Source organism: Microvirga arabica, assembly GCF_016811235.1.
Lineage (GTDB): Bacteria > Pseudomonadota > Alphaproteobacteria > Rhizobiales > Beijerinckiaceae > Microvirga > Microvirga arabica.
Genome location: NZ_JAFBID010000028.1, coordinates 22,306 through 33,988, shown reverse-complemented (window position 1 = coordinate 33,988; position 11,683 = coordinate 22,306). Strand labels below are relative to the sequence as shown.

Annotated in this window: 9 protein-coding genes; 6 read left to right on the top strand and 3 right to left on the bottom strand. The window is 64.5% G+C overall.

Annotation, left to right across the window (positions count from 1 at the left end):
* Positions 1 to 49 precede the first annotated feature (49 nt).
* Together JQC81_RS15480 and hrcA are read left to right on the top strand one after the other, a co-directional pair.
* Positions 50 to 634: a DUF421 domain-containing protein gene (locus JQC81_RS15480; protein WP_203272702.1), complete on the top strand. Its 585-nt coding sequence runs from the start codon at positions 50 to 52 to the stop codon at positions 632 to 634.
* Positions 635 to 667: 33 nt separating this feature from the next.
* Positions 668 to 1,732 carry a heat-inducible transcriptional repressor HrcA gene (gene hrcA / locus JQC81_RS15475; RefSeq protein ID WP_246520447.1) on the top strand — a complete coding sequence of 355 codons (1,065 nt, stop codon included), beginning with the start codon at positions 668 to 670 and terminating at the stop codon, positions 1,730 to 1,732.
* A 15-nt stretch (positions 1,733 to 1,747) separates the two neighbouring features.
* Here the strand turns inward: hrcA and JQC81_RS15470 are convergent, their stop codons facing one another.
* The 3 genes from JQC81_RS15470 to JQC81_RS15460 form a co-directional block, all read right to left on the bottom strand.
* Positions 1,748 to 2,290, bottom strand: a complete 543-nt coding sequence (locus tag JQC81_RS15470) for a c-type cytochrome (protein WP_203272700.1) — start codon at positions 2,288 to 2,290, stop codon at positions 1,748 to 1,750.
* A gap of 2 nt (positions 2,291 to 2,292) precedes the next feature.
* Positions 2,293 to 3,408 (bottom strand): hypothetical protein, encoded by a 1,116-nt coding sequence (locus JQC81_RS15465; protein WP_203272699.1) that lies wholly within the window; start codon positions 3,406 to 3,408, stop codon positions 2,293 to 2,295.
* Positions 3,409 to 3,553: 145 nt separating this feature from the next.
* A complete protein-coding gene (locus JQC81_RS15460) occupies positions 3,554 to 4,927 on the bottom strand; it encodes an APC family permease (RefSeq protein WP_203272698.1) in 1,374 nt (457 codons plus the stop codon).
* A gap of 336 nt (positions 4,928 to 5,263) precedes the next feature.
* Between JQC81_RS15460 and JQC81_RS15455 the strand changes: the two genes are divergently transcribed.
* From JQC81_RS15455 to JQC81_RS15440, 4 genes are all read left to right on the top strand, one after another.
* On the top strand, positions 5,264 to 6,742 hold the full coding sequence (locus JQC81_RS15455) for a SulP family inorganic anion transporter (RefSeq protein ID WP_203272697.1): 1,479 nt from the start codon (positions 5,264 to 5,266) through the stop codon (positions 6,740 to 6,742).
* Positions 6,743 to 6,852: 110 nt separating this feature from the next.
* Positions 6,853 to 8,658 carry a translation elongation factor 4 gene (gene lepA / locus JQC81_RS15450; protein ID WP_203272696.1) on the top strand — a complete coding sequence of 602 codons (1,806 nt, stop codon included), beginning with the start codon at positions 6,853 to 6,855 and terminating at the stop codon, positions 8,656 to 8,658.
* Between the two features lie 649 nt (positions 8,659 to 9,307).
* A complete protein-coding gene (locus JQC81_RS15445; RefSeq protein WP_203272695.1) occupies positions 9,308 to 10,213 on the top strand; it encodes a LysR family transcriptional regulator in 906 nt (301 codons plus the stop codon).
* A gap of 221 nt (positions 10,214 to 10,434) precedes the next feature.
* The gene (locus tag JQC81_RS15440) at positions 10,435 to 11,670 is read left to right on the top strand and encodes an MFS transporter (protein ID WP_203272694.1); all 1,236 of its coding nucleotides are present in this window, start codon (positions 10,435 to 10,437) and stop codon (positions 11,668 to 11,670) included.
* Positions 11,671 to 11,683: the final 13 nt, after the last annotated feature.

The following is an 11,683-nucleotide window of genomic DNA, read 5'->3' as shown; positions in this document are numbered from 1 at the left end:
CCCGAACCATCGCGCTCCCCCGGCATTAGCGACCCGGGAGGAAGCCGACATGTTCTTTCAGGGCTGGTCCGGACTGTGGCGCGTTCTTGTCGTCGGCACACTCGCCTATATCACCCTCATCATCCTGCTGCGGATCTCGGGCAAGCGGACGCTTGCCAAGCTCAACGCCTTCGACTTCGTGGTCACGGTGGCGCTCGGCTCCACCCTGGCCACCATCCTGCTCAACAATTCCATTGCCCTGGCCGAGGGGGTCCTGGCCCTCGCGCTCCTGATCGGCCTGCAATATTCGATTTCCTGGCTGTCGGTCCGCTCCGAAGGGTTCCAGGAGCTCATCAAGTCCGAGCCCACCCTGCTCGTCCACCGCGGCCGGTTCCTGGAGAGCGCGCTCCGGTCCCAGCGCCTCTCCCGGGAGGAGGTTCTGGCGGCCGTGCGCTCCGACGGGCATGCGCGGCTTGAGGATGTGGGAGCGGTCGTGCTGGAGACCGACGGCACGATCAGCATCATCACCGGATCCGACCTGCAGCCCTCCGACACGGCCCTTAAGACGGTGAACGGATTCGAGCGCACTTGCCTTCACGCTCAAGCACCGTCACATAATGACGATGCCACAGGACGATCCATTGACGCTCCATGACCTCCGATGCACGTGCCCGGTTATTCTGCCCTCATGAATGATCCTCGCGCCATCGCGGAGCTGAACGACCGTTCCCGCGAGATCTTCCGCCAGATCGTCGAGAGCTATCTCATCACGGGCGAGCCCGTGGGCTCGCGCCACCTGTCGCGCATCCTGTCGATGCCCCTCTCGCCGGCTTCGATCCGCAACGTGATGGCGGACCTGGAGGCGGCGGGCCTGATCTTCGCCCCTCATACCAGCGCCGGACGCCTGCCGACGGAAACGGGCCTGCGCTTCTTCGTCGATGCCATGATGGAGATCGGCGACGTCACCTCCGACGAGCGGGCGCGCATCGAGGCGCAGATGCGGGCGGCCGCCTCGGGCCACACCATGGAAACCGCGCTCGCCGAGGCCTCGGCGCTGCTCTCCGGTGTCTCGCGCGGCGCCGGCGTGGTGGTGACCTCCAAGTCGAATGCGCGCCTCAAGCACATCGAGTTCGTGCGCCTCGATCCGGCCCGTGCCCTGGTGGTGCTGGTCTCCGAGGACGGCTCGGTGGAAAACCGCCTTCTCGACCTGCCCGCGGGCCTGCCCGCAGGGGCTCTCGTGGAGGCCGGCAATTTTCTCAATGCCCGCATCCAGGGCAAGACGCTGGGCGATCTCAAGAGCGAGATCCAGGCCCGCCGCGGCGACATGGAGCGGGAACTCGACGCACTCACCGCCCGGCTGGTGGAGGCGGGGCTCGCCACCACGGTGGGGCCTGCCGAATCCCGCCAGCTCATCGTGCGCGGCCAGGCCAATCTGCTGGACGACCTGAAGGCGGCGGAAGACCTGGAGCGCATCCGCCTACTCTTCTCGGACCTTGAGACGCAGACCGACGTGATCGACCTGCTGAGCCGCGCCGAGGGCGGCGAAGGGGTGCGCATCTTCATCGGCTCGGAGAACAAGCTGTTCTCCCTCTCCGGCTCATCGATGATCGCGGCCCCGTTCCGGGACGGCAGCCAGAAGATCGTCGGCGTTCTGGGCGTCATCGGCCCGACGCGGCTGAACTACGCCCGCATCGTGCCGATGGTGGACTACACCGCCAAAGTGATCTCGCGCATCCTGGAAAAGGGGCGGTAGAGCCTCGCCTGGCTGTCACTGCTTCGGCGGCAGCGGATCGGGCACCATGTTCTTCACGGGAGGAACTTGGCGCAGATAGGCAAAGACCGCTTTCAGATCATCGTCTGTCATATTTGCATAAGCCGGCCACGGCATCGGCGGCAGGATCGGCCTGCCCTGCCCCTGGTGCCGACCCGTGCGGATGGTCTGGATGAACTGCTGCTCGGTGAAATCCCGCAGCACGCCGGTTTCCGGATCGGATGTGAGGTTGGCGGAGAAGCTTACCCCCCAGGAGCCTGACCAAGCTGTCGAGGTTGGATTCATGGCTCCGCTCCAGGGCTGGGAGAGAGTGGCCGGCGCGGAAATCGTCAGATCCTGCGGGTGGCCGGACAAGGCCCGCTTCATGTCGGGCTCCGGACCGGCGGAGCCCGAGGTCCAAGGCGTGTGGCAATCGTGACAGCCTGCAATGGAGACCAGGTATTCGCCGCGCTTCACCTGCGCGCCGGCGCTGTCCTGTGCAGGCACGGCACTGGGCACCAGCAAGGCAATCGTCACCATCAACGGTAAGGCGCGGTGCATGGTCATCTCCCTTCGTTTGCAGAGGCTTGCTGAATGGAAGCACCTCTCTCGGCGATCCAGCGATTGAGCAGACGCACGGCCTCATCGTCGATCAGCTCGGTTCCGAGCGGCGGCATCTGCAAGGCCGGGGAGCGGGAGGAGATCCGCTGCATGACGCCGCTGCGGTCCGGATGACCCGGCTCGACCCGCAGCACCGCGTCCGGCGATTGCCCGGGAGCCTGCTTCTTCACGGGCTGCCCGATGGTGCTCGCGATGGCCGGCTCGCCTGCATTCGTGACGCTGTGGCGCAGGAAGAGCCCGATGTTCTGCAGCGAACCCCGCTCGTTGTGGCAATGGCCGCAATTGCCATGCATGTAGCCGAGCGCCGCTCGCTCCGTTGCCGTTGCCGCCACGGTCCGAGGCGGCGCCTCAAGCAGGGCCTTGGGCAGGCCGACAAGCAGGCCTCTGTCGACAAGATATCTGAGGTCCACATGCGGCTCGGGCTGAAGCTCCGCATGCGGTGCACCGGGATCCCGCTCCGGCGACAGCTGCAGGGTGCCGAAACCCAACACTTCGGACGGGCCGCCTTGGTGGCATGCCTTGCAGTCGGCGACGCCCGGAATCGTATGCGAGCGCCCGCCTGCGAGCGGATAGGCGCCGCGCTTGCCGCGGGCTGAGACCAGTTGCGTCTCGCGGCCATCGGCGCTCCAGGCATAGGCGGCGTAGAGCCATTGGCCATCGGGTTTGCGCTCAAGATAGCGCGTCTCGACCCGCTGGCCGTTGAAGGAGAACTCCTTCCAGAAGCGTGTGCCGACCGGGAAGATCCACGCCTCCGGATTTGACCCGTCGATGGCCGTGCCCGGCGGCAGCGAGATCCATCGGCGCTTGGCGGCGCCGTCGCTCCACAAAGGATATTGGGGCGCAAAGGCGAGATGCGCGGGATCGACATCCAGGGTGCCGAAATTGGCATAGAGGCCGGTCTCCCGCAGCGTCGATGGCGGGGTCATCATTGCGGGCTGCGGGATTGCCGGCACGTGCGTGAGCACGCCGAAGGTCAAGACCAGCGTCGCCCTCATGGCCACCAAGCGATGGCTCCGACCGGATCTCAACCGCTGCGCGGTGACAATCACCTTGGCCATGCACGTCGTCCTTCTTGCAGGATGAACGCATTGCCGATCGATACGCCTGTTCGTCTTATGCCGCGGTGATCCTACGCACTTGAGCGTCGTGCGCCTAAAACTCTTCTGGAGTGGCCCTTCGGACGATCCTCACCCCCAAAAGGGATCAGGCGTTCGCGCTCAGGCGGTCCGCCTTGGGCCGGAACAACGCATAGAGCAGGAGAATTCCCGCCAGCATTCCGCCCGCGAGAGCCGGCGCGCGCCAGTCGCCTGTGGTGACGCGCACGATCACGAGACCGGCGCAGACGAGGCTTCCGAGAATTGGCAGGACAAGCGGAATTTCGAATCGTCCGTGCGGCTCCCCGGGCCGGTTCTTCAGCAGCACCAGGGCTCCGTTCATGAGGGCGAAGACGAGGAGCAGAAGCAGCACGGTGGCGGCCGCGAGCTGGCCGATGGTGCCGATGAGGGCGAGCGGGGTCACGACGACGAACAGCGCGACGATCGCCAGATGCGGCGTGCGCCGGGTGGCATGGACCCGGCCGAGCCAGCCCGGCAGCAGGCCCTGATGCGACATGCCGTAGGCCAGGCGCGAGGCCGTCACGTAGTTGACCAGAGCGGTGTTGGCCACGGCAAAGAGCGTGATGGCCGTATAAACGATGGGCGGCAGCCAGGGCGCTGCCCGCTCCATCACGGCCGTCAGGGGCCCTGGCGCCGCTGCAAGCTCGCGCCACGGCAGCACGGACACGGCCGTGATTGCCACGGCCACGTAGATCACGGCGGCCATCGCCATGGCGGCGATCAATCCGACGGGGATGGTGCGCTGCGGATCGCGGCATTCCTCGGCCACGTTGAGCGTATCCTCGAAGCCGATGAAGGCGAAGAAGGTGAGCACCGATCCCTGAAGCACGAGCAGCATCATCACGTCGCTGGCCGCTTCTCCGGCCGGCGGCGTCTCGAACAGGTCGACGCTGCCCCAGTAGCTGATGCCCACCGCCACCACGAGCAGAAGGCCGGCCGCCTCGATGCAGGTGCACAGCACATTGACCCACATGGATTCCCGAATGCCGCGCAGCACCAGCCCGGTCAGAAGCAGCAGGAACCCGAGCGCCAGCCACGTGACGATGGCCTCGCCGCCTCCGGTGAGCGTCGCGAGATTGGCCGCGAAGACGCGCGACTGGGTGGCAACCGAGGTGAGCGACGAACAGGCCACCGCCAGGCCCACCACGAAGCCGATGAGCGGCGAACGGTAGGCCCGCTCCGAGATGTAGGCCGCTCCTCCTGCCCGCGGATAGCGCGAACCGAGCGAGGCGTAGGAGAGCGCCGTCAGCAGAGCCGCCACGAGGGCCACCAGGAAGGCGAGCCAGACCGCGTTGCCCACTTGGCCCGCCGCCTGACCCATAAGTCCGTAGACGCCCGAGCCCAGCATGCTGCCGAGGCCATAAAGCGCCATCTGGAAGGGGCCGATGGTCCGGTGAAGCGCGGGGCGGCTGCCGGCGCCGGCATCCTGCGGAGCATCTGAGAGTGCCGAACGTCCTGTCATCGCCGCCTCGGGAGCCTGAATGCGTTCTGCAAGGATAGGGCGCGAAGACGGGATTGCTAATCCAATCGGGCTCACATCATGCGCCGAACACATGTCCTGATCCCAGTGCTGCCGGTTGCAATGCTGGATCATGCTGTTATGGAGGGGCATGGTTCACGACAGCTTCCCTGCGAAGTCCTTCACGATGACCCCGCCGTAGCGCGGCGCGTCGGCGCCTTGCCGCGCCTTCAAACCTGTTTCCCATTTTTAGTGCCCACGGCCGCCCCTGCCCTATGGCAAGGATTTTTGCCCGCGGCCCAGCATGCCCTCGCCAGCAGGGCTCACGAGACTTTTCACATGACCCATCTCTCCCGCCTCAAGGCCGAGTGGTTTCCCAACGTGCCCCGCGATCTGCTCGCCGGCACCGTGGTGGCGCTTGCCCTGATCCCCGAAGCCATTGCTTTCTCGATCATCGCCGGCGTCGACCCGAAGGTCGGCCTCTATGCCTCCTTCTGCATCGCGGTCGTCACCGCCATCGCGGGGGGCCGTCCCGGCATGATCTCCGCCGCCACCGGGGCCATGGCCCTCGTCATGGTCACGCTCGTGAAGGAGCACGGCCTGCAATATTTGCTCGCCGCCACGCTGCTCACCGGCTTGCTCCAGATCGTCGCTGGCCTCCTGCGGCTCGGCGACTTGATGTGCTTCGTCTCCCGCTCGGTGGTGACAGGCTTCGTGAACGCCCTAGCCATCCTGATCTTCATGGCGCAGCTGCCCGAGTTCGTGGGCCAGGGGCCGCTCATGTACGGCATGGTCGCGGTGGGCCTCGCCATCATCTACCTTCTGCCCCTGGTGACGAAGGTGGTTCCCTCCGCGCTGGTGACCATCGTGCTGCTGACGGCGGTCTCGATCTGGTTCGGCTTCGACCTGCGCACGGTCGGCGACATGGGCCAGCTGCCGAGCGACCTGCCGGTCTTCGCGCTCCCCGACGTGCCGCTCACCCTGGAAACCCTGCAGATCATCCTGCCCTACTCGCTCACGCTCGCCATGGTGGGGCTGCTCGAATCCCTCATGACGGCCGCCATCGTGGACGAGATGACGGATACGGACAGCTCCAAGAACCGGGAATGCGGCGGTCAGGGCCTTGCCAACATCGTGGCCGGCCTGTTCGGCGGCATGGCGGGCTGCGCCATGATCGGCCAGTCGGTGATCAACGTTTCGTCCGGCGGGCGCGGGCGGCTCTCGACCCTCTGGGCCGGCGCCTTCCTGCTCTTCCTCATCCTGGTGCTCGACGACTGGGTGCGCCAAATCCCCATGGCAGCGCTCGTCGCCGTGATGATCATGGTGTCGATCAACACCTTCCAGTGGGGTTCGATCCTGGCCATGCGCCTTTACCCGAAGAGCTCCAGCATCGTCATGGTGGCGACCGTCGCCGTGGTGGTCTTCACCCATGACCTCGCCAAGGGCGTGCTGGTGGGTGTGATCCTGAGCGGCATCTTCTTTGCCCGTAAAGTGGCCAAGTTCTTTACCGTCGCCTCGGAACGCGACGGCAACGTCCGGACCTACCGGGTGAACGGCGAGATCTTCTTTGCCACGGCCGAGGCCTTCCACAGCGCCTTCGATTTCCGCGAAGAGGATTTGGAAAAGGTGGTGATCGACGTGACGGCCTCCCATTTCTGGGACATCACCGGCATCAACGCCCTGGACCGGGTGGTCTTGAAGTTCCGCCACCACGATATTCCGGTGGAGATCGTGGGCCTCAACGAGGCGAGCGCCACCCTGGTCGAGAAGCTGGGCACCCACCAGAAGGAGGGTGCCAGCCTCGCGGCCGGGCACTGAGGCGCCGGAAAGCCCGGAAAGCGCCCACGCGACACCGCCTTCCCTTGGCATGAGGGGGCCGGGCTGCTATTGCCCGGCCAACAGGGTTTCACACCCGCCAGAGTTTACTGATGACCGCGCGCACTTTCGACAATATCCGCAACTTCTCCATCGTGGCCCATATCGACCACGGCAAGTCCACGCTCGCCGACCGCCTGATCCAGACCACCGGGGCGCTCACCGCCCGCGAGATGACGGAGCAGGTGCTCGACAACATGGATATCGAGCGCGAGCGCGGCATCACCATCAAGGCGCAGACCGTGCGCCTGGAATACAAGGCGCAGGACGGCAAGACCTATATCCTGAACCTCATGGACACCCCCGGCCACGTGGACTTCGCCTACGAGGTCTCGCGCTCGCTTGCCGCCTGCGAGGGCTCGCTGCTGGTGGTCGACGCAAGCCAAGGCGTGGAAGCCCAGACGCTGGCCAACGTCTATCAGGCCATCGACGCCAACCACGAGATCGTGCCGGTCCTCAACAAGATCGACCTGCCCGCCGCCGATCCGGACCGGATCAAGGAGCAGATCGAGGAGGTGATCGGCATCGACGCCTCGGAGGCCGTGCCGATCTCGGCCAAGACCGGCCTCAACATCGAGGGCGTGCTGGAGGCCATCGTCCAGAAGCTGCCGCCGCCCAAGGGCGACCCGGATGCGCCGCTCAAGGCGCTCCTGGTCGATTCCTGGTACGACGCCTATCTGGGCGTCGTGGTTCTGGTGCGCATCATCGACGGGTCCATGAAAAAGGGCTCGACCATCAGGATGATGGGCACGGGCGCCACCTACAGCCTCGACCGCGTCGGCGTCTTCTCGCCGAAGATGCAAGAAATGGCCGTGCTCGGGCCGGGCGAGGTCGGCTTCTTCACCGCCTCGATCAAGGAAGTGGCCGATACCCGCGTCGGCGACACTATCACCGACGAGCGCAAGCCCACCGCCGAGGCGCTGCCGGGCTTCAAGCCCGTACAACCGGTGGTGTTCTGCGGGCTCTTCCCGGTGGATGCAGCCGAGTTCGAGAACCTGCGCGCTGCCATGGGCAAGCTGCGCCTGAACGACGCCAGCTTCTCCTACGAGATGGAGACATCGGCCGCGCTCGGCTTCGGCTTCCGCTGCGGCTTCCTCGGCCTCTTGCACCTCGAGATCATCCAGGAGCGCCTGGAGCGCGAGTTCAATCTCGACCTGATCTCCACCGCACCAAGCGTGGTCTATCACCTGAAACTGCGCGACGGCTCGACCATCGAGCTGCACAATCCGGCCGACATGCCGGACGTGATGAAGATCGAGACCATCGAGGAGCCGTGGATCCGCGCCACGATCCTCACGCCCGACGATTATCTCGGCTCGGTGCTCAAGCTGTGCCAGGAGCGGCGCGGCATCCAGATCGACCTGAACTATGTCGGCAAGCGCGCCATGGTGGTCTACGACCTGCCGCTCAACGAGGTGGTGTTCGACTTCTACGACCGCCTGAAGTCGATCTCGAAAGGCTACGCCTCCTTCGACTACCACATCTCCGACTACCGCGAGGGCGACCTCGTGAAGATGTCGGTACTGGTCAATGCGGAGCCGGTGGACGCCCTCTCCATGCTGGTCCACCGGGACCGGGCCGAAGGCCGGGGACGTGCCATGTGCGAGAAGCTGAAAGAGCTGATCCCGCCGCACATGTTCCAGATCCCGGTCCAGGCCGCCATCGGCGGCAAGATCATTGCCCGCGAAACCATCCGGGCCCTGCGCAAGGACGTGACCGCAAAGTGTTACGGCGGCGACGCCTCGCGCAAGCGCAAGCTCCTCGACAAGCAGAAGGAAGGCAAGAAGCGGATGCGCCAATTCGGCAAGGTCGACATCCCGCAGGAAGCCTTCATCGCCGCGCTGAAGATGGATACGTAAAAGAAGAGGGCCTCAAGGGCCCTCTTTCTCATTCAGCAGCCGTCGCGGGAGCCTCGGATCGGGCGCGCCCACGCTCCTACTAGCCCTGGCTGGCACTGATGACCTTCACCACCGAGAGCAACACCAGCGCCCCCGGTCAGGTCCTCCTCCACAAGGGTGAGCGCCGCGCCTGAATGGAAGCCAAGGCGGCTGACGGCGGCAGGCTTACAGAAGCGTTGTGGGATGCTCGGTTAAACAAGCAGAAAAAATCTTGCCCGGCGGGCCTGTCACTGTTTCACAAAGTCGAAGCAACGAGAGGTGTTTTATCCTTGCCTGAAACAAACCTGGAATAAGATCCTCTCTGGTTCAGAACGAATCTGACAAAGTTGATAAAGTGGTTTTGCTTCCGTCGACACACAGGTTCAGACGGAGGAAGGGCTTTCAACACCTCACGCCAATTCGGCAAATGTCCTCCCTCAGCAGCGCGCCGAGATGAATTTGATACAAACTTACTTTTCATTATTGTTTCTCAGCACCGCTTAATCACAAGCCTACCGAACAAGATGCTTTTCTGCCCCGGCACCACCAAAGCTACCCTAGGAAGCCTGGAATGAGAATTGTGCTCCCGGTAAATTCATTCCACACTGTCAGTAAATAATCGGGGGCAGATATGAATACCCTGGACAGCATGCGTGCCTATGTGCGCGTCGTGGAGTTCGGAAGCTTTGCCGCGGCAGCCCGGAACTTGGACCTGTCGCCGGCCATGGTGACGAAGCATGTGGCTCACCTTGAGAAGAGAATCGGGGCACTGCTGCTCCACCGCACGACACGCCAGGTCAGGCCAACCGAGGTCGGGCAGGCCTACTTCGAGCGCTGCCTTGCACTCCTGAGCGACTTTGAGGCGGCGGAGAGCGAAGCAAGCGCAGGCGTGACGACCCCCCGGGGGCCCCTCAGGGTCACGGCTCCAAACGAGTTCAGCCCCTATCTTGGGCAGATGACGGCCGAGTTCCTCAGGCTTTATCCCGAAGTCGATCTTACCTTTGATTTTTCGAACCGCTTCGTGAACATCGTCGAGGAAGGATATGATGTCGCCATCCGCATCTCGGCCTCTCTCGACTCCAGCCTTGTCGGTCGCCGCATTGCGCTTTCACGGGCTCACATCGTCGCAAGCCCTCGCTACATCGAACAGCATGGTCGTCCGGAGAGTCCTGAGATGCTTGCCGATCATCCGTGCCTTTCGTACGGCATGCCGTCTCCATCGGACGAGTGGATCTTCCAGAAAGACAACGAAACGAAGAAGATCCGGATCAGGAACAAGCTTGTCTCAACGCGAGCCGAGCCCCTGATCCTCGCCGCCCGGGCCGGAGCAGGCGTCAGTTGGCTTCCGACTTTCGTCTGCGGTCAGGATTTGCGTGAAGGCAGGCTTGTCTCGCTCTTTCCGGATCATCATGTCGGGTCACTGGAAGTGTACATCCTTCACCCCCATCGGCGGTTTGTTCCGACGAAGGTCAAGGCTTTCATCAATGTCTTGACCACAAGCTTGAATCCCGGCGAGGTTGATGATCCCTGGGAATGATGCCGCAGTGCCTCCCGACGGGCTTGAACTCAATTGCAGTGTAACGGAACTACAGCCCTGTCCCAGAGTTCAACCCACGCATAAGGCTTGATGTCCTCTCCTGTCTGATCCTGGTGGCACGGTGTCTGTTGACGCCGCGATTTGGCGTGGCGGCAGGTTGAGGCAGAGCTCGTGCGAACCGCACGTCCGAGCCACAGGAACTCATCAACTCAGGAGAGTTCATGCCAACATCCATGCGCTCTGTGCTGCCGACCCTCTTCGCCCTTCTCCTCGGCTATGCCCTCATTCAGGTCGGCAACACCCTGCAGGGCACGCTGCTCAGCGTGCGAGGGAGCCTTGAGCAGTTCACGCCCACGGAGATCGGCACCGTAGCTGCGGCCTTCTGGGTCGGCATCGTCCTGGGTTCCCTTTGGGCCGGCCGCGTGATCCATCAGGTGGGGCACACCCGCACCTTCGCGGCCTTGGCCGCGGTGGCTTCCTCGGCCGCGCTGCTGCATCTGCTCGTGATCAGCCCGGCCGTGTGGGTTGCCGCGCGGGCCGTCACCGGCTTCTGCTTTGCGGGATTGTTCATCGTGGTCGAGAGCTGGCTCAACGCCTCCGTGACGGCGCAGACCCGCGGACAGACCTTGAGCCTCTACAGCATGACGGGTCTGGTGGCCGGCATCGGCGGGCAGATGCTCCTGCCGGCAGGCGATCCGCAGGGTTTCCGGCTGTTCTGCTTCGTGGCGATCCTCATCACCCTGTCCCTCGTGCCCACGGCCCTGTCGCGGGCGACCGCTCCGGCCCATGCGGTGAGCGACACGAGGATCAGCCTGATGCAGCTCTACCGGCAATCGCCTTTCGGCGTGGTGGCGGCCGTTCTGTGCGGTATCACCACCAGCTCGTTCTTCGCGCTTGGCCCGATCTGGGCGCAGGAGCGCGGCCTGGACACCACGGAGATCGCGCTCTTCATGACCTGCGGCACCCTCGGCGGCTTTGTCACAACATGGCCCCTCGGCTGGCTTTCCGACCGCATGGACCGGCGCCATGTGATCATGGGAACGGCCGCCATGGCAGCATCGATCCTGCTCGTGCTCATCCACGCCGTGCCGCTCACCGTGCCGGCTTGGCTGCTCTTCATCTATGTGGCGATTTTCGGCGGCAGCGTGATCCCGACCTACAGCATCGTCACGGCGCATGTGAACGACATGGTGAAGCCCGGCGAGTTCGTGGCGGCCGCCGGCGGCCTCCTGATCCTTCTCGGCGCAGGCGCGGCCGTCGGGCCCGTGATTGCGGGTGTGGCGATGACGGAGTTCGGACGCCTGGGGCTGGTCTATGTCTTCGTCACCGCCCAGCTGCTCATGGCGATCTGGGGCGCCTATCGCAGCATCCAGCGCGCCGCGCCGCCTACGGGGGAGAAGGAGAGTTTCGTGCCGGAGCCCACCGTTCCCGTGGGAACGCGGCTGGAGGCGCACTAGCGCCTCCAGCTCG